General features: G+C 40.4%; 25 protein-coding genes and 1 pseudogene. 14 read left to right on the plus strand and 12 right to left on the minus strand.

Translation table 11 applies throughout. From position 1 onward, the window contains the following. Positions 1 to 12 precede the first annotated feature (12 nt). The 5 genes from PTRA_RS03160 to PTRA_RS03180 form a co-directional block, all read right to left on the minus strand. Positions 13 to 1,686: an amidohydrolase gene (locus PTRA_RS03160; protein ID WP_058372651.1), complete on the minus strand. Its 1,674-nt coding sequence runs from the start codon at positions 1,684 to 1,686 to the stop codon at positions 13 to 15. A gap of 123 nt (positions 1,687 to 1,809) precedes the next feature. After that, complete coding sequence (locus PTRA_RS03165) at positions 1,810 to 2,046, minus strand: EF-hand domain-containing protein (RefSeq protein ID WP_058372652.1); 237 nt, start codon at positions 2,044 to 2,046, stop codon at positions 1,810 to 1,812. Positions 2,047 to 2,053: 7 nt separating this feature from the next. Continuing rightward, positions 2,054 to 2,290: an EF-hand domain-containing protein gene (locus PTRA_RS03170; RefSeq protein ID WP_011327314.1), complete on the minus strand. Its 237-nt coding sequence runs from the start codon at positions 2,288 to 2,290 to the stop codon at positions 2,054 to 2,056. A 155-nt stretch (positions 2,291 to 2,445) separates the two neighbouring features. Next, complete coding sequence (locus PTRA_RS03175; RefSeq protein WP_058372653.1) at positions 2,446 to 2,673, minus strand: hypothetical protein; 228 nt, start codon at positions 2,671 to 2,673, stop codon at positions 2,446 to 2,448. 27 nt (positions 2,674 to 2,700) lie between these two features. Continuing rightward, complete coding sequence (locus PTRA_RS03180) at positions 2,701 to 2,934, minus strand: EF-hand domain-containing protein (RefSeq protein WP_011327316.1); 234 nt, start codon at positions 2,932 to 2,934, stop codon at positions 2,701 to 2,703. Positions 2,935 to 3,245: 311 nt separating this feature from the next. Here PTRA_RS03180 and PTRA_RS03185 point away from each other — a divergent pair, with 311 nt between their 5' ends. The 4 genes from PTRA_RS03185 to PTRA_RS03200 are packed head-to-tail and all read left to right on the plus strand — an operon-like array spanning position 3,246 to position 7,124. After that, the gene (locus PTRA_RS03185) at positions 3,246 to 4,703 is read left to right on the plus strand and encodes a HAMP domain-containing sensor histidine kinase (protein WP_058372654.1); all 1,458 of its coding nucleotides are present in this window, start codon (positions 3,246 to 3,248) and stop codon (positions 4,701 to 4,703) included. A gap of 1 nt (position 4,704) precedes the next feature. Beyond that, the gene (locus tag PTRA_RS03190; RefSeq protein WP_058372655.1) at positions 4,705 to 5,247 is read left to right on the plus strand and encodes a hypothetical protein; all 543 of its coding nucleotides are present in this window, start codon (positions 4,705 to 4,707) and stop codon (positions 5,245 to 5,247) included. Between the two features lie 2 nt (positions 5,248 to 5,249). After that, positions 5,250 to 6,599, plus strand: a complete 1,350-nt coding sequence (locus PTRA_RS03195) for a sigma 54-interacting transcriptional regulator (RefSeq protein ID WP_058372656.1) — start codon at positions 5,250 to 5,252, stop codon at positions 6,597 to 6,599. A gap of 24 nt (positions 6,600 to 6,623) precedes the next feature. Continuing rightward, entirely contained in the window at positions 6,624 to 7,124 is a 501-nt protein-coding gene (locus tag PTRA_RS03200; RefSeq protein WP_058372657.1) for a DUF1543 domain-containing protein, read from the plus strand. Positions 7,125 to 7,139: 15 nt separating this feature from the next. Here PTRA_RS03200 and PTRA_RS03205 read toward each other — a convergent pair whose 3' ends face one another. Continuing rightward, on the minus strand, positions 7,140 to 7,367 hold the full coding sequence (locus PTRA_RS03205) for a hypothetical protein (RefSeq protein ID WP_058372658.1): 228 nt from the start codon (positions 7,365 to 7,367) through the stop codon (positions 7,140 to 7,142). Between the two features lie 141 nt (positions 7,368 to 7,508). On the opposite strand from PTRA_RS03205, the gene PTRA_RS03210 reads away from it, so the two are divergent. Beyond that, positions 7,509 to 8,759 carry a multifunctional CCA addition/repair protein gene (locus tag PTRA_RS03210; RefSeq protein WP_058372659.1) on the plus strand — a complete coding sequence of 417 codons (1,251 nt, stop codon included), beginning with the start codon at positions 7,509 to 7,511 and terminating at the stop codon, positions 8,757 to 8,759. A gap of 17 nt (positions 8,760 to 8,776) precedes the next feature. Here the strand turns inward: PTRA_RS03210 and PTRA_RS19115 are convergent, their stop codons facing one another. From PTRA_RS19115 to pdsR, 3 genes are all read right to left on the minus strand, one after another. Further along, complete coding sequence (locus PTRA_RS19115) at positions 8,777 to 8,941, minus strand: hypothetical protein (RefSeq protein ID WP_167653567.1); 165 nt, start codon at positions 8,939 to 8,941, stop codon at positions 8,777 to 8,779. Positions 8,942 to 9,091: 150 nt separating this feature from the next. Further along, complete coding sequence (gene pdsS / locus PTRA_RS03215) at positions 9,092 to 11,227, minus strand: proteobacterial dedicated sortase system histidine kinase (RefSeq protein ID WP_058372660.1); 2,136 nt, start codon at positions 11,225 to 11,227, stop codon at positions 9,092 to 9,094. Beyond that, positions 11,227 to 11,916 carry a proteobacterial dedicated sortase system response regulator gene (gene pdsR, locus PTRA_RS03220; RefSeq protein WP_058372661.1) on the minus strand — a complete coding sequence of 230 codons (690 nt, stop codon included), beginning with the start codon at positions 11,914 to 11,916 and terminating at the stop codon, positions 11,227 to 11,229. The genes pdsS and pdsR overlap by 1 nt, the downstream gene beginning before the upstream one ends. A gap of 202 nt (positions 11,917 to 12,118) precedes the next feature. Between pdsR and pdsO the strand changes: the two genes are divergently transcribed. The 3 genes and pseudogenes from pdsO to PTRA_RS19210 form a co-directional block, all read left to right on the plus strand. Continuing rightward, positions 12,119 to 12,853 carry a sortase-associated OmpA-like protein PdsO gene (gene pdsO, locus PTRA_RS03225; RefSeq protein WP_058372662.1) on the plus strand — a complete coding sequence of 245 codons (735 nt, stop codon included), beginning with the start codon at positions 12,119 to 12,121 and terminating at the stop codon, positions 12,851 to 12,853. Between the two features lie 26 nt (positions 12,854 to 12,879). Then, a complete protein-coding gene (locus PTRA_RS03230; protein ID WP_058372663.1) occupies positions 12,880 to 14,874 on the plus strand; it encodes a marine proteobacterial sortase target protein in 1,995 nt (664 codons plus the stop codon). A gap of 62 nt (positions 14,875 to 14,936) precedes the next feature. Then, positions 14,937 to 15,359, plus strand: a pseudogene (locus PTRA_RS19210) (class GN sortase); the annotation flags it as partial. Here PTRA_RS19210 and PTRA_RS03235 read toward each other — a convergent pair. Next, positions 15,359 to 16,348: a DMT family transporter gene (locus PTRA_RS03235; protein WP_058372664.1), complete on the minus strand. Its 990-nt coding sequence runs from the start codon at positions 16,346 to 16,348 to the stop codon at positions 15,359 to 15,361. The pseudogene PTRA_RS19210 and the gene PTRA_RS03235 overlap by 1 nt on opposite strands. A 118-nt stretch (positions 16,349 to 16,466) precedes the next feature. On the opposite strand from PTRA_RS03235, the gene proB reads away from it, so the two are divergent. From proB to PTRA_RS03255, 4 genes are all read left to right on the plus strand, one after another. Further along, positions 16,467 to 17,570 (plus strand): glutamate 5-kinase, encoded by a 1,104-nt coding sequence (gene proB / locus PTRA_RS03240; protein WP_058372665.1) that lies wholly within the window; start codon positions 16,467 to 16,469, stop codon positions 17,568 to 17,570. Positions 17,571 to 17,746: 176 nt separating this feature from the next. Further along, positions 17,747 to 18,106, plus strand: coding sequence for a glutaredoxin family protein (locus PTRA_RS03245; RefSeq protein ID WP_011327332.1), 360 nt, complete (start codon positions 17,747 to 17,749; stop codon positions 18,104 to 18,106). A gap of 38 nt (positions 18,107 to 18,144) precedes the next feature. Continuing rightward, the gene (gene gltX / locus PTRA_RS03250; protein WP_058372666.1) at positions 18,145 to 19,629 is read left to right on the plus strand and encodes a glutamate--tRNA ligase; all 1,485 of its coding nucleotides are present in this window, start codon (positions 18,145 to 18,147) and stop codon (positions 19,627 to 19,629) included. A gap of 183 nt (positions 19,630 to 19,812) precedes the next feature. Continuing rightward, positions 19,813 to 20,112 carry a hypothetical protein gene (locus PTRA_RS03255; RefSeq protein ID WP_058372667.1) on the plus strand — a complete coding sequence of 100 codons (300 nt, stop codon included), beginning with the start codon at positions 19,813 to 19,815 and terminating at the stop codon, positions 20,110 to 20,112. 8 nt (positions 20,113 to 20,120) lie between these two features. On the opposite strand, the gene PTRA_RS03260 is transcribed toward PTRA_RS03255, so the two are convergent. Together PTRA_RS03260 and PTRA_RS03265 are read right to left on the minus strand one after the other, a co-directional pair. After that, positions 20,121 to 20,513 (minus strand): hypothetical protein, encoded by a 393-nt coding sequence (locus PTRA_RS03260; protein ID WP_058372668.1) that lies wholly within the window; start codon positions 20,511 to 20,513, stop codon positions 20,121 to 20,123. 113 nt (positions 20,514 to 20,626) lie between these two features. Beyond that, on the minus strand, positions 20,627 to 21,496 hold the full coding sequence (locus PTRA_RS03265) for a CPBP family intramembrane glutamic endopeptidase (protein ID WP_058372669.1): 870 nt from the start codon (positions 21,494 to 21,496) through the stop codon (positions 20,627 to 20,629). Positions 21,497 to 21,609: 113 nt separating this feature from the next. Here PTRA_RS03265 and PTRA_RS03270 point away from each other — a divergent pair, with 113 nt between their 5' ends. Further along, positions 21,610 to 22,311 carry a DUF3581 domain-containing protein gene (locus tag PTRA_RS03270; RefSeq protein WP_011327338.1) on the plus strand — a complete coding sequence of 234 codons (702 nt, stop codon included), beginning with the start codon at positions 21,610 to 21,612 and terminating at the stop codon, positions 22,309 to 22,311. 157 nt (positions 22,312 to 22,468) lie between these two features. Then, positions 22,469 to 23,716: a DEAD/DEAH box helicase gene (locus PTRA_RS03275; protein ID WP_058372670.1), complete on the plus strand. Its 1,248-nt coding sequence runs from the start codon at positions 22,469 to 22,471 to the stop codon at positions 23,714 to 23,716. The last annotated feature ends 203 nt before the right edge of the window (positions 23,717 to 23,919 follow it).

Genomic DNA, 23,919 nt, shown 5'->3' on the forward strand with positions numbered 1-23,919 from the left:
TATCAATTAATATTATTGCGCAGTTACAGCCTCTTTTTCGTAGCGAAGTTTGCCTGCAATCCATGTTTGTAATACGTTTATTTTATATAGCTCATCAACCGGTGCTTTAAAATAATCTTTATCTATTAAAATAAAGTCGGCCCACTTTCCTTGCTCTAAACTACCCACTTTAAACTCTTGATGCGCTGCATAAGCACCGCCTAGGGTAAAAGCACGTAGTGCGTCTTCACGGCTTAATACTTCGCTAGCGCGCCAGCCCTGGGTTGGCTGTTGGTTATGATCCATACGAGTAATTGTTGCATACAAGCCATCAAAAGGATTTGCCAGTTCTATTGGGTAGTCAGATCCTGCTGCAATCACTGATCCTTGTTTTAAAAAGGTTTGCCATGCATAAGCACCCGCTAATTGTTTTTCGCTTAAGCGTTGCTCTGCCATGTGCATATCAGAGGTGGCATGCACTGGTTGCATTGAAGGGATAATTTTTAATGTTTTAAAGCGCTTAATATCATCAAGCGTTACTATTTGTGCATGCTCCATACGGTTGCGCAGTAAAATTCCGCCGGTTGCTTTAAACACATTTTTATACGCATCTAGTACAACGTGGTTAGCTTTGTCGCCAATTGCATGGGTGTTGGCGCTAAAACCGCTTTTAAAACTAAGCGTAAATAACTCTTCTAGTTTTTGCTGGGTTTCGAGCATTAGGCCATGGTGGTTTTTTCTGTCGGCATAATCCTCAATTAGCGCGGCGCCACGCGAACCTAATGCGCCATCAGCATAAACCTTAACGCTGCGAATAGACATAAAGTCGTTGGCATCTTGGTATCGACCTGCTTTTAACATGGTTTTTAAATCAGGACTCGCGCCGCTGAGCATAGCCACAATACGCAGCGGTAAATTACCTAGCTCACCGCGTTCTTTGTATAATTCCCAAGTGGTTTTATCTATACCCGCATCATGGGTTGAGGTAATCCCTAAACTTAATAAGTGATTACCGGCAGCATCTAAAGAGTCACTAATGGTTTGTTTAGATGGTTTTGGCATAAATTGTTTAATTAACGATTCTGCTTTATCTACAAATACACCAGTAGGGTTACCTAATTCGTCTTTAATAATTTCGCCGCCTTCAGGCGATTGGGTTTTTGTAGTAATACCCGCAAGCTCTAGCGCTTTACTATTTACCCAAATAGCGTGGCCATCAATTCTCGACAGTACAATAGGGCGATCGCTCACTACTTTGTCTAAATCGGCAGCGGTTGGAAATTGCTTTTTTTGCCACAGCTCTTGATTCCAGCCACGGCCAATAATCCAACCTTGTTTGTTATTTGCAAATACTTTGAGTTTATTAGTAACTTCATCAATAGAAAGCGCACCGCGTAAATCTAATTGAGACAAGTTATTACCTAAACCAATAATGTGGCCGTGTGCGTCAATTAAACCTGGTAATAGGGTATTACCATGGGCGTCAATAAGTTTGGCATCAGGAAAGCTATTTTTCAGCGTATCGCCGCCAAGTTTAACTACTTTACCGTTTTTTATAACTAACGTAGAAAATTGCTGAACTTCGCCTTTGTACAAAGGCGTATAGCCGTTGGCGTTGTAAATAACTTTAGTTTGCGCAACTGCAAGGCTTGAGCCAGCGCAAAGGCAAGCGAGTAGCAAAGGTTTGATTGTTTTTTTGAGTGGCATAGTGAGCTTATTTTTATTGTTAATGGCTTTAACATAACAAACTCACTTTTATAATACCAACTACTTGAGGTGGTTGGTTTAATATTAGTGCAGACTAATCCAGTTAATTTATTGGTAAATTAACTACTGGCTCGCATAAAGCGTAAATTCGCTTAAAGAAAGGTGGCCGTCTTTGTCTTTATCGTAACTGGCAAAGCGTGACCATAGAGCAGGGTCGCTGGCTGTTTCTGCTCGGCTTAATAAGCCGTTTTGGTTACGATCAAATTTTTCAAATTGCTTGGCAATGTTATTGCTGCTGGCAAAGCTTGATATGCTACAAATACTAAGCGCAACGAACGCTATATAGCTTATATTTTTCATAAATTACTCAGTAGAGGTTATTCGTAAGATAATTTTTAAATTCAACCAATGAAATTTTATTATCTTGGTTTTTATCCCATTTGCTAAAATTGTTTAGTAAGTGCGGTTGAGCCTCTAGCTCATGGTGAATTAAATAGCCGCTTTGATCTGTATCAAGGTGATCAAAGCGTTGCTTTACATCAAGTGCTAATGAATTAAAGCTTAGTAATAATAAGCAACTAACTAAACAAGCGCGTATCTTCATGGTGCTCCTTCGCAAAGCTCATTTTAATATAACTAGTAGTAAAATAAAGTACTTGCCATAATTTAACGCCCAACATTAAATCCATTTACACACTCCCTCAGGGGTTATAGCAAATACTTTTAGTTAATTTTACAAGACTAAACTTGAATTTAAACTTAAGGCTTAAACGCCTCAAACTCTTTTTTAGAGATCATTTCATCGTTATTTACATCTAAATCAGAAAACTGTTTCATTACTTCTTTATCTTTTTTTGCTTCGGTTATAGATATTTTTCCATCCATATTTTTATCTAAAAAAGCAAAACGAGCATTAAATGATGAAGCCAGTGCAGTAGCACTAATAACTAAAAACAGTAACGAAAATGCGGCTATAAGCTGTTTCATAAAACATTCCTTTAGTTACTAAATTAGTTACTTAATAAACTGTTTAAACTCATCTAGCGACAACTGACCATTTTGATCAGTATCTATTTGTGAAAAGTTTTCATGAAGTACGGCATCTTCACCGGCTTCAGCTTCGCTGAGAGTACCGTTACTGTCTTTATCAAGTTCATTAAAAGTAGCTTGTACATCCATTGCCAGCGCGTTAGCGCTCAAAAAGCCTAGCGCAACGATTGGCATAATAATTAAAAAGCGATTACTCATGATCATTTCCTTATAAGATAAACTTAAGTTTAACTATTACAAAAACGATGCCAACAATTTTTATTTTTTAAATTCAGGTGCTTATGGTTTTTGGTGTTGTAGGTTAAGCAAGTTTTACAGATATCTGTGTGCTTTTTGCAACGTAATTTGGCTTATAAATAAAGAAGCAATACAAATCAAACAGTTGAGTTGTTGCTGTTTGGCAACATGCGGCTTTGCAGTACGAATAACAGATATATAAATTGATTCAGCTAGTGTATAACTTAAACGCTTAATAATAGGCTGTTTAAAGTTACTAAAGGAAGGATGCAATGCCAGCAGTGATGGCTGAAAAATACAAAGCAATACTTAATTGGCGGCCTAATTTAATTAGCCAGTTTGTAATGAGTATGCTGCTGTCGTTATTACCCTTATCGTTAGTGGTTATTGTGTTTTTAAATGCGCTTAATAAGCAGTTAGCTGTAACTCAGCAAGTTGTTAGTAATAACTACCAAGTAACTAAATCGTTTAATATTTTAAAACAAGAACTCAATAGTTTAGAGCGCGCTACTCGGCAAAATTGGGTACTAAAAAGTGAGTCACTCGATACGCTCATAGTTGATAAGTGGCAAGCATCGCTACAAAGTATTGAAGATCTTACACGTATAGCGCCCAGTAAAAGCCACACCGCACAATGGCAGCGTTTAACTAATACTCTGCAACTAGCACACACTCAACTTGTTGAGCAAAAGCAACAACAGGTAGCCTTGTTTTTACCTATTAGCGATTTACTCGCCGAACTTACCTTATGGTTACGCGATAAAAGCGAAACCCAAATTACTAATAACCAAAAAGAAATAGCGCAGTTACAAGCTTCATTTATTAACTGGCTGGTGGCGTTAATTCCGCTAACACTGTTGGTAGGAGGCGGGTTTTTGTGGCGTATAAGTGGCCGCTTAAAAAGCCTAACTAAAATTATTGGTAAATTAGGGCAAGGTGACTGGCAGCAAAAAATAGCCGTACAAGGCTCAGCAGAGCTAGTTGAATTAGGTAATAAATTACAATGGGTGCAAGCTCAGTTACATATACTGGAGCAGCAAAAAGACACCTTTTTACGCCACGTTACCCACGAACTTAAAACACCTCTAGCCTCAATGGTCGAGGGCACCGACCTACTCAGCGATGAAATAGTTGGCCCTATAACTAAAGAGCAACGCGCTGTACTTGAGCTCATTAGCCAGTCTATGGTGCGCCTTCGTACTATGATTGACAGCTTACTTAGTTATAACGCGATTCGTACCAGTAAAGACAGCGTAAGTGAGGTTGAGTTTAATCATTTAATTAATAAAATTAATAGTCATTTTGAGCACCGCCTAACAGCTCGAGAGCAAACCCTTATTTGGCATAACAATTTATCTAATAAGGCGCTTGCATTACCTGGGGAGTTAATTGAAATGATTTTAGTGCAATTAATTTCTAATGGCTTAAAGTTTTCACAACACGGGCAGGCAGTATCTATAGCGTTAACCCTTGAGCACAGTAAGCTAAAAATGGCGATAAGCGACGAGGGATGCGGTATTAAAGAGCATGAAAAAGCACATGTTTTTAGCGCATTTTATCAAGGAAAGCATAGTAAAAATGTTACGCTACAAGGCAGTGGCTTAGGCTTAACTATTGTTAAAGAGTCAGTAGAGCAATTAAACGGACAATTATTAATAGAGCAGAATGAACCCCAAGGTTGTCGATTTTTAATTACGCTTCCCATAACAACAAATCAAGGAGTTAACTAGCATGACCTCGCGTTTAATGGCTATTTTATGTGTGTGTGGCAGTGCCATCATTTTATCGGGGTGCAAAACTAATAACGCCCAACAGCAAGTGGTTGCTAGCCCTGTGGCGCAAACTCAAACTAAAGTAATGAGCGATAAAAACAGCCAGCCAAGCCCAAAGCCTCGGCCTAAAAGTGATCCTATGTATCCCCCTGCGGAGCAAGTAATAGCCTGGCATGCTAATAAATGTGGTGGTTTTAAGTTAACCCCAGATAACAAAGATTTTGTTGGTGAAAAAGAACTAAAAAGCTTTTTTCAATTTATGTGTTTAAACACCAGTAGCGATCCTAATACGGTAATGAGTAAGTTACTTAAACTTGACCAAGCTTACTATTGGCCAGACGATATAAAACAGTATTTATGGCTACAAAAACAACAAGTAACCTTACAAATAAACGCTAAAAAAGAGCAGCAAGCACTTAATAATAAAATGCAACAAACGCTCTCGTCATTAGCAACCATAGAGCAGCAACTGTTATTACGCGAAGAAACTAAGGAGCAGTAGTTATGCCAGCAATAAAACCGCAAGGTGCAAAAGTATTATTAGTGGATGACGATGCCAGCTTATTAAAATTGCTCGCTATTCGTATCGAATCAAAAGGCTACGAGGTTACCACCTGTGAGAGCGGCCTAACTGCGTTACAAATATTAAAAAGCCAAGTGTTCGATGCCGTAGTAACCGACCTGCGCATGGACGAAATGGATGGCATGGCACTGCATCGCCAATTACAAAGCCGCTATCCGGCATTGCCCGTTATAATGATGACAGCGCATGGCTCTATTCCTGATGCGGTAGAGGCTACTAAACAAGGCATTTTTGCATTTATTACTAAACCAATAGATAAAGACGAGTTATTCGACAGCTTAGCAAAAGCGATAGAAATACACGGCGTAAATGCCGATGAAATAATACCCACTAGCAATATAGTTACCCGTAGCGGCGCTATGCTACATTTGCTAGAGCAAGTTAAACTGTTAGGGCCAACGCAAGTTAACGTATTAATATCGGGAGCCAGCGGCACAGGTAAAGAATTATTAGCTCAAGCTATTCATCAGCATAGCCATGTAAGTAAAGGCCCATTTGTAGCGATAAACTGCGGCGCAGTACCGGGTGAACTGCTAGAGTCAGAATTGTTTGGTCATAAAAAAGGCTCGTTTACCGGCGCAATAAAAGATCACCAAGGATTGTTTCAACAAGCAGAGGGGGGCACCTTATTTTTAGATGAAATAGGTGATATGCCGCTTAATTTACAAGTAAAGTTACTGCGCGTACTGCAAGAAAAAACTATACGTCCAGTCGGCTTTCAAGAAGAAATAGCCATAGATGTTCGCATTGTATCGGCAACCCATAAAAACCTCCCTGAGGCGATTATAAACCAGCAGTTTAGAGAGGATTTATACTACCGTTTAAACGTGGTTAATTTAAAACTCCCCCCTTTGTGCGAGCGTCGCGAAGATATAAGTCTACTTGCACAATACTTTAGCGCCAGTATTGCAAAGCGAATGAAGCAAAGCGAAAAACACTTTGCCAACGACGCTATGCATGCACTCGTGCGTTACGACTGGCCAGGTAATATTCGCCAACTTCAAAACGTGGTAGAGCAAGTTGTAGCACTTACCCCAAGTGAGGTTATTTCAGAGCATTTAGTGCTAAGTGCATTAAATAGCAACGAAAAAAATGTAGAGCCATTATCGTTAAACGATGCTAAAAAAGAGTTTGAACGCGACTACGTAATAAACACCCTTAAAATGGCTGGTGGAAATGTCGCCGAAGGCGCAAAACTAGCTAAACGTAACCGTTCAGATTTTTATAAACTGATTAAAAAGCACAATATAGATGTTGATAATTTAGCTTAAATAACCAATTTATAGGAACTAAACATGCAGTTATTTATGGTGTATTTAGGTGGGCGAATTCAAGGCTGCCATATAGAAATGCACGACATTCGTTTTGTAGTAGGGCAAAACATTGAGCAAACCTATACTAAATTAAAAAGCCAATGGGTGGGCGACAAAAACAGCGTGCATATGGATAGCTACATGGCAATTAACCACATAGATGGTTATCAGGTTACAGTATGCGACACGCCTGTTGAGCAAACTAAACAGCTTTATTTTGTTAATTTAGGCGCCTACAGAAGCGACTTAATGGCCGAGCAACACGACTTTGCACTGTATGTGGCAAGCAGTAGTCAAGAGGCCAAACAGCGTGCTAAAAACGATTTACTCGCTGGCCTTAGCCATATTCATAAAGATGATTTACACGACGTAGATGATTGTTTTGCAATAGATTTACTCGACAGCCAGCTTAGTATAAAACTGACCCCAAGTGGGCAAGCACAAAAAATCAAACCAGATTGGTTTGGTTATCATGTACTTTAAACACATAACGCAGGGTTAAGAATCCTGCTCGTTTTGTTCTTCTTTTTCGCTTTTAGCCGCCATTTTAAATGCTACAACCACTAAGCCAAACATTGCAAATGGCAGCGCTGCTAACATGTATTCAATCATGTTACTGTCTTGATAATCTGCTTGCATAAAAAAGTGTCCCACCACACACATTAAAATAACCACCAGTAATATAGGCAGTAGCATGAGTTCTTTTTTTGCAGAATGGTTTTTCATTGTTGTTATGACTTTAGCTAAAAATAAAGCGCTATTGTAATGAGCAAGTTAGCGGTAGGTCAAACTACTCAGACTTTTAATATGGTTTTGGGTATAATTAGACCATTAATTGCAGTTTTGGTATTTGTTTTTGGAGGTTAAGTGGATAAAGCATTGGAGCAGGTTTACCTAGTTGGTGGTGCCGTGCGTGATTTACTGCTAAAAAGAGCATCAAATGACAACGATTATGTTGTTATTGGCGAAACGCCACAAGCAATGGAAGCGCTAGGCTTTGTGCCAATAGGTAGCGATTTTCCGGTTTACTTACACCCAAAAACCAAAGAAGAATATGCACTTGGGCGCACTGAGCGAAAAAGTGGTAAAGGCTATACCGGTTTTGTGGTTGATGCCAGTCCAGATGTGACTCTAGAGGAAGACTTAGCCAGACGTGATTTAACCATAAACTCTATGGCGCTCGATGCTAACGACAATATAATTGACCCATTTAACGGCCAACAAGATCTTAAAGATAAAATACTGCGCCATACAACAGATGCATTTGTAGAAGACCCTGTGCGGGTGTTGCGTATAGCTCGGTTTTTAGCCCGTTTTGGCAGCGAGTGGCGTATACATCCGAGCACTTATGCGCTAATGCAACAGCTTAAGCAGCAAGGTGAGCTTAATCATTTAGTGCCAGAGCGAGTATGGTTAGAGACCGAAAAAGCCCTGGGTGAAAAGCATCCCGAACTTTATTTTCAAGCGCTGCAAGGCTTAGGTCTATTTCCCGAGCTTGAACAAATGGTTAATGTGCCGCAACCTAAACAACATCACCCCGAGGGCGATGTGTTTGTGCATACTATGTTAGTGCTCAGGCGTGCAGCCGACTTAAATTTTGATCTAGCAACGCGTTTTGCTGCATTAACTCACGACTTTGGTAAGGCGATCAGTTTTAAAAAACGCGGTAATTTACGTGGGCATGAACGAGATGGGGTTGCTGTAGTTGAACAGTTTTGTGAACGTTTAAAAATACCTAATTGCTTTCGCGATATAGGCGTACTTACTAGCGATAATCACACTCTTTGTCATACATTAGAGCAATTAAGGCCCGAAACGGTTCATAAGTTAATAGTGACTAATTTAAACGCCTTGGTTCATCCACAACGTTTTATTGCTTTTACTCAAGCATGCCAATGCGATGCACAAGGGCGCGGCGAAACACTCGTAAATAAACCCTACCCGCAAGCAGCTAAGCTGCGTGCTATTCAAGCAGAACTATTAAAGCTAGATAAAAAACAAGTCGTACAAGCTGCACTTAACAGCGGCAAAAAAGGCCCAGAAATAGGCGAGGAAGTGAAACAAGCGGAAATAAACTGTGTAAAAGCATTTTTAACACGAGAAAAACAAGCACAGTAGTAGGGCATTAAAAGTAATTAAATTAAGTAACTTGATGTGCTGTTATTTTTATTGCACTGGTGCTGCGTTACTTTTTTATAGTTGCGGTTTTGGCTCTGCTCGGATGCAGGTTTAGTGCTTGTTGTTGGCCTATATAATTCAAATATAAAATCTAACTCTTCTTGCTCTAATAATGGGTGCATGATTAAACCTTAGCTTAGTGTTATTAACGCTAGGTTAGGGTTTTGCCACTGAATTAAAAATGAACAGTTACATTTTAACTCTTACTAAATTGTAACCCAAAAAAAGCCAACCCAGTGGCGAGTATTCGTTAAGTAAATTGCAATCCACTTTTACTTAACTAATGGCAGGCTTACAGTAAACACTACGCCATTGTCCTGTTGGTTATTTTTAGCAGTTACACTGGCATTATGGTAGTCGCACACCAGCCTTACAATATAGAGTCCTAATCCTAAATGTGGCTGTTGCTGCATTTGCTGGCTACGCACCGACACCATAGAATCAAAAATATGCTCAGTTAAACCAGCAGGTAATAATGGACCATAATTGCCTACGGTTAAAACTGCTACGCTGTCGTTTTGTTTTAAGCTAACATTAATTGGCTTTTCTGCGTGGCTAAATTCAATTGCATTATTAATTAACTTATCGAGCAATTGCGCTATAAACTCTGGTGCGCCTTGCATAGGAAGCGCAGTTTGGCATATATCAAGTGTAAACAGCTGCTTAGGGTAAGTAAGCTGGTAGCCCTGCATGCAGCCATTTATTACTTTTTGTAAGTCGAATGGCTCAGGCTCATTGCTTTGAATACTTTGCTCTAAGCGAGTGGCTTCGCTCATGGTGGTAATAATTTTACCTAAGCGTTCAACGCCTTCACTGGCGCGATCTAAGTACTTTTGACTCAGCTCGCTTTGTGGTTGCATTTGCAGATTTTCGAGCGATGAGCGTACTACTGCAACAGGCGTACGCAGCTCGTGCGATAACCGCGACGACATATTTTCTAAATAGTTAGTATAGCCACCAAGGCGACTGACTATATTAGCAAAACTGCGTGATAGATCGCCAATTTCGTCATTAGCATCGCTGTAATTAATACTGCCAGTAACTCGCCCTTGTGCATCTATAGCTTGCTCTGCAGTATCGCGCAAACGCCTAATACGGCTCGATATTCGAGAGGCAAAAAAGAATAACGTTACAGTGCCAATAAGCATTACGGCTAAAATAACGTTAAACAATTTTTCGAGCGATTTATTACGCAGCGTACGTACGCCATTGGTGGTTTCCTCGGCTATTACTGCGCCAATTACTTTTTCTTGGATCCAAATAGGGTAAGCAGCCGATAAAATTACGGCTTTACTGTCGGGGGTTAATCGCCACGATGATGCCGGCTGGCCTTTTAATGCTTTAGCTAAATGACTACCTTGCATAGCTGCTACGTCGTGCAGAGTATCTAAAAATTCGTTTTCGGGGCGTGTTAAAATTTTATAATAAAGGGGATGCAAGTAGTTTTGCTCAAACTGTTGCCACCAAGTTTCAGGAGCTTGATTGGCAAGGCCGTCAGCCCATACTCCATCGGCATGATGAATCGAGCCCGATTGTGCTAATACTCTATGATGCTTATCGACCACCCAAATACGGCTGCCACTGTGGCCCATGCCTTTTAAAATACGATTAATTTCGGGAGAGGGCACAAGTACTGAACCTAAATCGCTGGGGTTATTTAAGTTTGAGGTCGACATTACTTTAGGCTCAAACAAGGACTCTTTGTTATCTACATCAACAATGGCAAAGCCAAGTTTATTGCCAAGCATGCTAATAGGAAAACGCAGCTCAATATTGTAGCCAGCCGCTGTACTGCTAAAATAGCCCTGAATTTTTGTAAAGGGTGCTTTGCTATCTGCATTAAAAGCGTTTACCCAGCCATCTTGCCGCGGGGCAATAATGTAGCGGTTAAACTGCCCATCAGGTGTTTTTAAGCCAATTTTTAAATGGTCGTTATTAGTAATACTTAAACTGTTTTTTGGCCGATAAACGAGTTGGTTATCTGTTACTTTAAACAGTGCATAAAGGTAATTATCAAACTTTCCTACCATGTGCTCAAACGACAGATCGCTGGCTTGATGCTTGTTGTCGGTTTTTTGTAAGTAGCGTTTGTCGTATTGCCAAAATAATGCCTGATAGCTCTCCCAATCTGTGAGCTTACCATCGAGTTGAATAGGATTTTTAAGGTTGTACGCGTATAGATCGCGGCCCTTTACAACCTGATCTAAAAAACTAGTTTGCTGATCAAATAATGCAGGGCGTTCATGCAGGGCTGTGGCTAGCGCACGGGTAGTGCCTACTAAGGTTTTTTCTTGACCTTGGCGTAAAAACTTTTCCATTTCCCACACATATTCGTAGCCCAACCAGGGCAATAAAAATAAAAAGCAAGAAAGTAAAATAAACTTACTACGTAGGCCAAATCGCAACATTAAATTTGCTCCCACCTATAGCCCATGCCATACACTGTGTCTATGCAGTCAAAGTTACTATCGAGTGCTATAAACTTTTTACGAATACGTTTTACGTGTGAAGTTATGGTGCTGTCGTCTACATAAATTTTTGCATCACTCATTAATTCATTACGGCTTTTAACGTGTCCGGGGCGCTGTGCGAGGGAGTGCAACATCCAAAATTCGGTTACTGTTAAATCAACTAATAGTTGTTGCCAAAACACCTGCATACGCTGCGTGTCGAGCGTTAATGGCCCGCGAGTTATAAGTGCATTTTCGTCGGCAGGTTGTTTAAGTGCTTCCATACGACGAAATAGCGCACCAATACGCGCCGCTAAATGAGCCAAACTAATATCTTTTGTGAGGTAGTCGTCGGCGCCCATGCGTAGGCCACACACTGTGTCTATTTCGCTATCGCGAGCGGTTAAAAAAATAATAGGCAGCGTTTTAGACAGTGAGCGCAAAGTTTGGCACAGTAAAAAACCACCATCTATTTCATTACCTAAGCCAATATCAACAATGGCTAAATCGGGCAGTACATTTTTAAACGCCGCTTCTGCGCTACTACGGTTTGCATACCCCGTTACCTGATAACCTTGTGCGCTGAGCATTTCAGTGTAGTTTTCGCGAATGGCGGGTTCATCTTCAATGATGGCTATTTTTTTCATTTCTGGGTTTATCCTCTTTATTACCAACGCACTATAACGAAGTTTTTAAGCTAAGTACGCTTAAAAAGGCAATTGCCTTTTTTTTGCCACAATTGCTCAGTGGTTTGCCATTTTTGATCCCCTTTGTTGCCACTTGAGCTTGTTTTAATACACCCATCAAAACAAAACATCACAAATTAAAAAGTAAGTTTAAGGATCAATCATGAAGAAGACATTAATAGCGCTAACCCTAGCGGGCGTTTTTTGCGGCCCCGCATTGGCATCAACCTCTAATAATACGGCTACAAAAGAAGCGCACACCGAAACCGCAATAGGCTTAGGAGCGGGCGCTATTATAGGTGGTGTAGTAGGCGGCCCAATTGGTGCTTTTGTGGGAGCATTTGCTGGTGGTTTAATAGGCGATGCAAAAGTTGCTGATAACAAAATTGCCGAGCAACAGCGTGCAATAACTGTAATGACAGAAAAAACCAACGACTACCAACACCTACTTAGCCATAACAGCCAGTTAGAGCAACAAATCGAAGTGCTTGCTAATCAAAATGAGCAGTTAACACAATCGCAAATTAATAATTTACTTGCCATGACAGTACAGTTTAAAACTGGCTCACGTGTTATTGCGCCACATTTTGCATTGCAGTTAGATCAACTCGTCACGCTTTTAAAAAACCAGCCACAGTTAGCGCTCGATTTAAGTGGGTTTGCCGATCAACGCGGTGATGAACAAGCCAATCTTTTACTTTCAAAGGCACGTGTAAATGCGGTGCAAAGCTATTTAATAAAACAGGGCGTAAGCCACACGCGCTTAAGCACGCAAGCATTTGGTGAGCAGCAAACACTCGCTAAAACTAACACAGTAGAAGACAACACGTTTGATCGGCGGGTAACCCTTACTACTCGTTTAATAAACTCTGTAAATAGCCAAACAGCAAGTAATTAAATTTAAGCCTTCGATGGAGTGATTTTATGTATTTTTTGAGTAAACCAAGCAAAGTGCTTACCCTTAAATGGGTAAGCCTTTTTACACTGGGTATACTGGTGATGTTAACGAGCTTTAAAAGCCACGCACAATCTCCCAAGTTAGAACTTTTTGATAGCAGCGGCGCGCAAGCAGGCCCTGCAATAATATTAAAAAGTGATGCAAATATGACATTAACCGGACTTATTAATCATGTTGTAGTTAAGCAAACTTATCAAAACCAAAACCCGTTTGCTGTTAATGCGCGTTATGTGTTTCCGCTGCCCGATGAAAGCGCAGTACATGCTATGACCATGCGTATTGGCGAGCGAGTAATTAAGGGCCAAATTGATAAAAAAGTGGCGGCCGAAAAAAAATATGCAGAAGCCAAACAGGCAGGCAAGCAAGCAGCACTAGTACGCCAGCAACGCGCAAATATGTTTATTACAAACGTAGCTAATATAGCCCCTGGGGAGCAGGTTGTTATTGAGCTGGAATATCAAGAAATAATTGATTACAGCAGCGGCACTTTTACAGTGCGCTTTCCGGGCACAATCACACCGCGTTATCATGTAACCCAAGGTGAAATTGACATAAATAAAGAAAGCCAAAAACCAACTAACTCGCTACCACATGGTTGGCTAAGCCCAGTTTATAGCACGCAAAAAAATGACGAACAGCTAAGCAGCCAGTTTAATTTAAACTTAGATATAGACGTAGGTTTAGAGCTGGTAGATATAAATTCTAAATTTCATAATGTAAATATTCAAAACACTGCATTTGGGCAATACACAATAGAGTTAAATGAGCAAAATGCGCTAAACCGCGACTTTGTACTGGAGTTTAAACCACTGCAAAAAGAGCAAGCTCAAGCTGCATTTTTTACCGAGCAGTTTGAAAATGGTGAACGCTACGGGCTCGCTATGCTAATGCCGCCTGCAGATAACTTTATAGCAACGCAGCGATTAGCCCGCGAAACGGTATTTGTAGTCGATACTTCGGGCTCTATGCATGGGCAGTCTATGGAGCAAGCTAAAAACGCACTGTTTTATGCGCTATCGCTGTTAGACAGTAACGACAGTTTTAATATTGTAGGGTTTGATAATGTAGTAACCCCAATGAGCGATAAACCTTTAGTTGCAAGTGGCTTTAATTTACGCCGTGCAGAGCGTTTTATATATGGATTACAAGCCGACGGCGGCACAGAAATACAAGGCGCACTTGATTCCGTGTTAGATGGGTCGCAGTTTGATGGTTTTGTACGCCAAGTAATATTTTTAACCGATGGTAGCGTAAGCAACGAAGATGCACTGTTTAAAAGTATTCAAGCCAAATTAGGCGATAGCCGCTTATTTACAGTTGGTATTGGCAGTGCCCCCAATAGCTTTTTTATGCGCCGTGCGGCAGATGTAGGTAAGGGCTCGTTTACTTTTATAGGCAGCACTAGCGAGGTGCAACCTAAAATGCAGCAGTTATTTGATAAGCTCGCACACCCTGCAATTACTAATTTAGCGCTAAGCGATGAAAAGGGCAATAGCTTAGACTTTTGGCCGTCACCACTGCCAGACCTCTATTTTAATGAGCCAATAATGGTAGCTATAAAGCTCAATAATGCCAGTAATGTAATATTAAACGGGCAAACTGCACAAGGGCCTATTAGTATTAACCTAAACACACAAGCAGGCTCAAATGCGAAAGGAATTGCTAAGCTGTGGGCTCGTCAAAAAATTAAGTCGTTGCTGCTCTATAACTCACAAAATGCAGTTAAAGACGAAGTGCAACAATTGGCGCTTACTCATCAATTACTCAGCCCATTTACGGCTTTTATAGCAATAGAGCAAACACAAATCAATCCAATAGCAGAACAAACAGCTAATGCCACTAATGCAATACCTCAAGGTATGGCCATGCGTTTGCCGCAAACCGACGGGCAAAGCAAAGTACATATAATATTAGGAATTTTATTGTTAAGTGGGTTTGTGCTAGTAAGGCGTTTTAAATGAAAAAGTGGCTAAGCGCGGGGCTATTAATACTTGGTTTGGGGTTTTTTGGGCATGGCGCTTACATGCAAGGCAAAGCATGGCTGGCGCAATTACTAATTGAACAGGCCTGGCAACAGGCCCTTAAAACGCCTGAGGCAAAAGTTAAGCCATGGTTTTACGCCGATAGTTATGTAACCGCACAATTAAATTGGCCGGCGCATAATGAAAAGCTCACTGTATTAGCAGGTGCTAGCGGGCGTAATTTAGCTTTTGCGCCCAGCCACTTTTTACCCGCAGCAGAGCTTGGCAGTAAACAAGCTGGGGCACTCATTGCAGGGCATAACGACACTCACTTTGCTTTTATACAGCACGTTAAAGTGGGAGAGCAGTTTACCCTGCAATTACAAAATGGCACCTTACAGCATTATAAAGTCACCGGCAGCGAGGTCATTCATGAGTCAGAAAACACATTTTTACACACTGCACAATTGTATTTATTAACGTGCTACCCTTTTGACGCGTTAGCATCGGGAACCGAATTTAGGCTATTGGTTTCGGCTGAAATGATATCGGAGATTGTCAGGTCGGTGGAAATATCCTCGCCCGACTCGGCGCTGGGGATATCAACCACTAATTCTTGATGACGTTGGCTGATCATTACGCCAACAAATACCACAAATATACTCAGCCACTGCCACAAGTTAAGCACTTCATTTAAAATGATGGCCGAAAGAATCAGCGTAAATATAGGAATTAAATTTGAATAAGCCGCTGCGGTTAATACCGAGACCTTACTAATAGCGTAGTTATACATACCATAACCGCCTAAAGTAACAAACGAGCCTAAATATAAAATGCTTAATAAAGCGGTTATATTGTGCTGATTTTCACTTGGTAGGTCGATAAAAAGCAAAAACGGTGCAAAAAACAAACTGCCACTAATACCTTGCAGCGCTATAAGCGTTAACGGTGAATAACGACTCGCTAAGTGTTTAATACAAACGGTATAAAACGCCGCGCATACCATGGCCATAAGTTCTAAAAAATTACCTAATAATGGGTTAGGTGCTTGCTCGGAGTTTGGTGAAAGCACAGTGAGTAAAATGCTGCCACCAATACAAAAAGTAAAGCCAATAATAATAGATTTACTGATGTATTCTTTAAGCATAAAAAAAGCCAGTACAGCAATAATAATAGGCAAGCACGACACAATTACCCCCGCCTGCGATGCCGAGGTATATTCCATTGCGTGGCCTTCAAATAAAAAGTACAAGCACGGCTCAGCCAGCGACATAGCAATTAAATACTTCCAGTCACCAACTCTGTATTCAAAGCGTATTACATAGCGCCATAAGCACAGCGATAAAAATACTGTGGTTAGCATGCGTAAAAATATCACCAAAGCGGGGTCGTAAATAGCAATGGCATATTTAAGTGCAATAAAGGAACTACCCCATAAAAAGGTGGCAATAATTAAACATAAACTGGCAGGCATAGCAGGTAATTTACACAATTGAATAAAATCAGATCCTAGCATGAATATATTTTACTTGTTGAAAAATACCCAGCTGGTATAAATAAATTCATCTTTAATTATTCAGTAGTAAAAATAAATGCAAAGGGATCAGGTAATCGTTGTAAAGCTAGGTACAAGCGTACTGACTGGCGGCACCGATAAGCTAGATAAAGCGCATATGGTTGAGCTAGTGCGCCAATGTTGTGAGCTTAAAAAGCAAGGGCATCACGTTATTTTAGTTTCGAGCGGAGCCGTGGCGGCCGGACGAGAGCAATTACTAAAACCCTGTGGCCGCAGCGTAATAGATAAGCAAATGCTAGCAGCGGTTGGTCAAGGCCAGCTCATTCATATTTGGCAAAGCTTGTTTGCTTTGTATGGTGTAAACGTAGGGCAAATGCTGTTAACCCGCGCCGATGTTAACGACCGAGAGCGCTATTTAAATGCCCGCGATACGCTAAATGCATTATTAAGCTACGATGTAGTGCCCATCATTAACGAAAATGATGCGGTTGCTACTAGTGAAATAAAAGTTGGCGATAACGATAACTTATCAGCGCTGGTGGCTATTTTAGCTAATGCCAATAAGCTGTTATTGCTTACCGATCAAGAAGGGTTATTTACCAGCGATCCGCGCACTAATGCCGATGCCACATTAATTGGTGAAGTGACCCACATTAACGACGAATTGCGCCAGCTTGCTGGTGGTAGTGGCACAAATTTAGGCACCGGCGGTATGGCAACTAAACTGCAAGCAGCCGACATTGCAAGGCGTGCTGGGGTTGAGGTTATAATTGCCAAAGGTGCGGATAAAAATGTCATTTTAAAATGTATGAGCGAGCAACTGCCCGGCACACGTTTTTTAAAGCTCACTGCGCCAAAAGAAGGGCGTAAAAAGTGGTTACTCGCTGGGCCTAAAAGTAGCGGACAAATTGTTATAGATGCCGGTGCAATAACCGCGCTGCAAACTAAAGGTGCAAGCTTACTTGCTAAAGGCGTGACTAATGCGCTGGGAACATTTGAGCGCGGCGATCTAATAAGTGTAATAAATAGCGACAAGCAACTCATTGCTCGCGGGTTAACCCGCTTTAGCAGCAGCGAAGTTAATAAAATTAAAGGCGCGCACTCTAAGCAAATAGGTGAATTACTTGATTACGATGGCGGGGCTGAAGTACTGCATCGCGATGACTTAATTTTACTATAATAAAAAGCAGTATAGCTGAATAAACAAGCTCACTTTATAACAGCTAAATAATTAACCTGACCCAAGGCTGAGCTTACAAAGCTCAAATATACTGACAGAGTATATTTGAGCTTTTTTGCTGCTATTTTTGTGTTAAAATCTGGCACCTTAAATTTGTTGTAAATAGAGTGCAGTTAATGAAATTAGTTCGTTGGTTATTAGGAAGTATAATTTTATTCTTTAATTTTGTATTTACGCCACGTAGTAAAAAACGTGCTCCAGAAGTGCAACAGCAGCTTGATCAGCAAACCGCACAATTTAAGCTTTATCAATTTAAAGCATGCCCGTTTTGTGTAAAAGTGCGCCGTGCTATTAAGCGCGAAGGCCTTAAAATAGAAACGCGTGATGCAAAAAGCAATGAGCAATATCGTCAAGAACTGTTAGAACAAGGCGGAAAAGTTAAAGTGCCTTGTCTGCGCATCGAGCAAAATGGCCAAGTAACTTGGCTATACGAATCAAACGATATTATTGCTTATATAAACAAAGTAGCAGCATAAATAACTTTACCATCTCACTTATTAAAAGAGACATTACCATGACAATTCGCACCCGTGTTGCCCCGTCGCCAACTGGCGACCCGCATCTTGGCACCGCTTATATCGCCTTATTTAATTACTGTTTTGCTAAACAGCAAGGTGGGGAATTTGTACTTCGCATTGAAGATACCGACCAAGTACGTAGCACTGCCGAGTCAGAGCAAGCAATTATGGATAGTTTGCGTTGGTTAGGGCTCGAGTGGGATCATGGCCCAGATGTGGGCGGTGAGTTTGGCCCGTACCGCCAGTCTGAGCGTAGCGATTTATACAAAAAATATGCACACCAACTCGTTGACGACGGCAAAGCATTTTACTGTTTTGCAACAAGCGAAGAGCTGGATAAAATGCGCGAAGAGCAAATGGCAGAAGGTCTGCGCCCTAAATACGACGGCCGTGGCTTAAACCACACAGACGACGAAATTAAAGCAAACCTAGCAGCGGGTAAACCTTACGTTATACGTATGAAAATCCCTAGCGAAGGTACTTTTAAATTTAACGACTACCTACGCGACGAAATTGAGATCCCGTGGGAAAACGTCGACATGCAAGTGTTATTAAAAGCTGATGGCTTCCCAACTTACTTTTTAGCGAACGTAGTTGACGACCACCACATGCAAATTAGCCATATTTTCCGTGGCGAAGAATGGATTAACTCAGCGCCTAAGCTATTAAAACTTTACGAAGATTTTGGTTGGGAAGCACCAGTACTTGGGCATTTACCGCTACTGCGTAACCCAGATAAGTCAAAACTGTCTAAGCGTAAAAACCCAACCTCTATTAATTACTATAAAGAAATGGGTTACCTGCCAGAAGCTGTGCTTAACTATTTAGGCCGTATGGGTTGGTCAATGCCAGATGAGCGTGAAAAATTCACTCTTAACGAAATGATTGAAAACTTCGACATGAAGCGTGTATCGCTTGGTGGCCCAGTATTTGATATTGATAAACTAAGCTGGTTAAACGGTACATGGATCCGTGAAAATTTAACAGATGAAGAGCTAGTACAGCGCTTTGTTGATTGGAAGTTTAACGGCGAAATGTTGGCTAAAATATTACCAGAAGCTAAAACGCGTATTAATACGCTTTCTGATATGGTTGAATTAGCAGGGCACTTTGTAGGCGGTATACCAACTTACGATCCGGCGCTATTAACAGCGGGTAAAGCCGACGAAAACGTTATTCGCCAAGCACTGCAATTTTTTGTATGGCAGTTAGAAGGCCTACGTAGCTTTGATAAGCCAGCTATTTTTGCCATTGCAAAAGAAGTAGCAACGTTCCATGAGCTTAAAATTAAAGACTTTTTAGAGCCGATTTTTGTGGCAATTACGGGTAAAACGTCATCTACCTCTGTGCTTGATGCTATGGAAATATTAGGCTCTGATCTATCGCGTGCTCGTTTACGCGTAGCATTGGCGCATTTAGGTATTTCTAAAAAGCAGGCTAAAAATATCGAACGTGCCTACCGCGAATACCCAAGTGCATAATTGCAGATAATAATTAACTAACTATTTTAGTTAAAACAATATAAAAGCCGAGCTTAGTAATAAGCTCGGCTTTTATATTTCAGGTTGTTTAGTTATATGTCAGTGCGCTTTGGTATCGTAAAGCCAACCATATGCGGCTCTACTCAGTGATACAATAACTTATTAAAGAGTATTGGAGGCGTTATGATCGCTATTGTTAAAAACAAAGCCATTTTTAGTAGTCGTGTATTTTCTATAAATTTAGTTACTTACCCTACAAATCACAGCGTTATGAACCACATTGATCCGGTGCAGCAAGGGCGCTATTACAAACTCAACTTTGTATTAGTGAAACCTAAAAGCGGTGGGGTGTTTAAATGCGCAAAATGTATTATTAACTGGTTTAATAGAGTGTATTTATTTAGACCCGATAAGTACGAGCACAGCGTATCTAAAATCGAGTCTGGTAAGCGCGTATTGCTTAGCTTTGCGCTTAATATATAAAGTTATTATCAGTAGTCGTAGGCCTGTCCGGTGCATAAAACAGATAGGTCGCAGTACGATACAGAGGTTTCGCTACAAGAATTAATAGTAAAAGCATTTGCGCCTCTGCGCATGGCATCAGCTTTAAGTAAATCAATAGCATTTGATTTAGAGCGGTTATAGCTTACATTATTGTTACCCATACCATCGCCATCACAGCTTTCACCTGCTATTCGGCCTAAAAGTGTAGCGCCACTTTCGTGTGCTTCTTGGTCGCTGTAAAACTGCTGTAAATCTCTTTTATTAACGTAAGTGCCAATTTCTTGAGATAAAACGTCGTTGTCTATATCTGTATGAAAAGTCATGTTTGAGCAACCACTTAAAGTAGCCAGTACGGTTATTATTGCCATAAAACGTAGCATATTTATTAGTCCTTTAATTTATTGTTTGAAGTAGTAAATTACTAACAAAATCGAATGTGGGCAATGTTTACTACTGAGTAAATTGTTAGTGTTTGTAAATGGTTTTATATGCACTAGGTTTTACTAAGCATAGGATAAGTAAATAAAAAGAAATGACAAACATTGACTAACCAATGGCATAAAATAGCCCACTCTAAACGCTGCGTTTTATAAAAAATATAGCCATACCCTAAGCCTGCAATAAATGAAACCAATACATAGTTAACTCCCCCTGCAAAATGTGCCAAAGCAAAAATACCTGCAGTAATTACAGGGGCAAGTATTGCCAAGCGGGTAGGCGTAATAATTTGGCTAAGTTTGGTTTGTAATAAGCCTCTAAATAAAGCTTCTTCAGCAACACAGGTAAATAAAAGGTTTATAGCAATAAAGGCCAACCAGAAGTCAGGAATCTTAGGGTTAAAACTTACCAGCCCAAGCATTAAAGCAAAAGTAAGAGCGGCTAAAATAGTAGCAATAATTATTAAAATAGGGTGTTTAAAATTTAGTGAAATTGTCTTTTTAGATTCTGCTTTTAAAGGCTTTTTATTTGAATAAAAGTAAGTACAAAGAAAAAGGCCAACCATAGCTTTATCAAAATTAGCATAAAGGGTAAAAGCAATTGCATCGCTGGTAATATGCTCGTTTATAGCAATAGGAAGGTTGTTAAAACCAGGTACCCAATGAAGCGCTAATGCCAATGAGGAAACTATAAAAACAGTGCTAAAAATAGCGCGTATTATTGTTTGCTTTGTATGAAGCGCAAAGTGATATAAAGCAACGTAAAGCCCAGTATTGAGCAGTCCATATAAATTTATATACCCCTCAAAATACGCACATATAACACTTAAAGCCATTAAGTAGTACCAAAGTGGTTGCCGTATTATTGATACTTTACAGTACGGAAAAATACATATAATCGATAATGCTAATAAATAAAAAGTCATTATTTTTTTATTACTCTGTTTTATTTAGTTACTAATCTAACAGATTCGACCTCTCATTTTATTTTTTCTGTTAGTATAGCTAGGTTATAAGCCGTTTAAGTAGTGAACACCCTATGTTAAGTCCTTTTTATCAGCAACATGCTGATTATGTTTCGATCTCTCGTGAGCAAGGCTGTCGTTTCGCCAAGTGTATTGCTGATGATTACAACCCACTTCACGATAAAGATGCGAAGAAATTTTGTGCTCCAGGAGACTTACTTTTTTCATTAGTATTAGACCGTTACGGTATTAGTGAACGTATGGAGTTTACTTTTGCGGGTATGGTTGACGAAAATACCAAACTTAGCTTTCCAGCAGAGGCCGATGAGTTTGATGTAACAAACGGCGATAAAGTAATTTTAAAGGTAAAACGCGAAGGTAAAACTAGCAAATGCCCAGCACTTACTAATAGCTTAATTAAAAATTATGTTGAGTTTTCAGGCGCGGCGTTTCCGCACGTGATTATTCCGCTCATGGGTAAGCAAGAGGTAATGATTAACCCTGCACGCCCAATGATCATTTACGAGTCGATGATTATAAATCTTGATACTGTTGAAATTAGTGCACCGACACTTGAATTTGCAGAGCCTAGTTTTGAATACGCAGGTAAACGCGGCAAAATTACTTTGCGTTTTAATTTGCTAGAAAACGGCAAAAAAGTGGGCTTTGGTGAAAAGCACATGGTGGTATCGGGTATTCGTGAGTACTGCCAAGCTACGGTTGACGATTTAATTGCTTTTTACAACGAGCGCAAAGCAAATTTAAAACCAGCTTAAAAACGAGACGAATTTTAAAAGGCGCTATTTAGCGCCTTTTTTATTGGCACAAATAAAAGCAGATAAATACGATTAAATAGTTTTCTCAAGCACTCTAATTTACGGCATGAGTGAATGTGAGTACAATAGCGCTCTTTGTCACTTTAAAGCTAAGCCTATGTCTGCCACTACATTCTCATCACTTAATCTCGACCCGTTATTATTAACTGCGATTGAGCAAAATAACTACACTCAACCTACCGCAATTCAGATTAAAACCATCCCGCCTATTTTAGCGGGCAGTGATGTAATGGGCAGTGCACAAACTGGCACAGGTAAAACCGCAGCGTTTGTACTACCACTACTACACAAGCTTTTAAACACCCCTAAAAAAGATGAGCTAGGTGTTGCTCGCGTGGTAATTTTAACGCCAACTCGCGAGCTTGCTCAGCAAGTATTTGCCAGCTTTGAAAAATACGCCCAAGGCACCAATATTAAAGGTGCATTAGCGTATGGCGGCGCAAGCATAGGCCCACAAATAAAAGCCCTAAAAGATGCACAAGTAATAGTAGCCACCCCGGGGCGCTTACTCGATCATATTGTTAAAGGCAGCGTAGTGCTTTCAAGTGTTGACTCACTGGTATTTGATGAAGCCGATCGTATGCTTGATATGGGCTTTATTGACGAAATTAAACGTATATTGCGCCATATTCCAGGCGATCGCCAAACTTTGTTATTTTCGGCGACTTTTGACGACAGCGTATTTGCGCTTAGTAAAAAGCTACTTAAAAACCCAGAATTAGTTGAAGTTGATAAACGCAATTCAGCAGCAGTTGAGGTTGAGCAAGTAATTTACTCGGTAGACGAGGATCGCAAGCGCGAGCTGGTATCGCACATGATTGGCATGAAAAATTGGCGCCAAGTGCTTATTTTTACCCGCACCAAACAAATGGCCGACCAACTGGCTAAAGAAATGTGTAAAGACGGTTTAAAAACCGAGTCTATCCATGGTGATAAATCACAAGGCGCACGCGACCGCGCACTACAAAACTTTAAAGAAGGCATTACCCGTGTATTAGTTGCCACCGATGTAGCCGCACGTGGTTTAGATATTCCAACACTTAGGTTTGTAATTAACTTTGAACTGCCATACATAGCCGAAGATTATGTACATCGCATTGGCCGTACAGGTCGCGCTGGTGAGCAAGGGCTTGCAATGTCGTTAGTAAGTATTGACGAGCAATGGTTACTTGAAGAAATAGAAGTGCTGCTAGATACCCGCTTAACGCCACAGTGGCTAGCAGGCTACGAGCCAGATCCTAACAAAAAGCCAAAAGATAACCGCAAAAACACCAATAAATCGCGAAAAGACCGTGATAAAAAACGCATTACTGGGCAAAGAGAGCCAAGTAGAAGACGTAAATAACAGTTTTCAGTTTTTAGCTATCAGCTGTCAGTAAAAAAGAGCTCAACACGGCGTTAAATTTAGCGCCGTGGTTTGCTGCATATTCTTAACTCACTACCTCTACCAGTTAGTTCTTTTTAGCACACAGCTTAATAGTTAAGTCATTGTATTGTTTACATGGAATTAATAAAGTGTAATTATTTTACCGAGAATGAAATCAGATG

Origin of the sequence: Pseudoalteromonas translucida KMM 520 (genome assembly GCF_001465295.1) — a bacterium.
GTDB classification, from domain to species: domain Bacteria; phylum Pseudomonadota; class Gammaproteobacteria; order Enterobacterales; family Alteromonadaceae; genus Pseudoalteromonas; species Pseudoalteromonas translucida.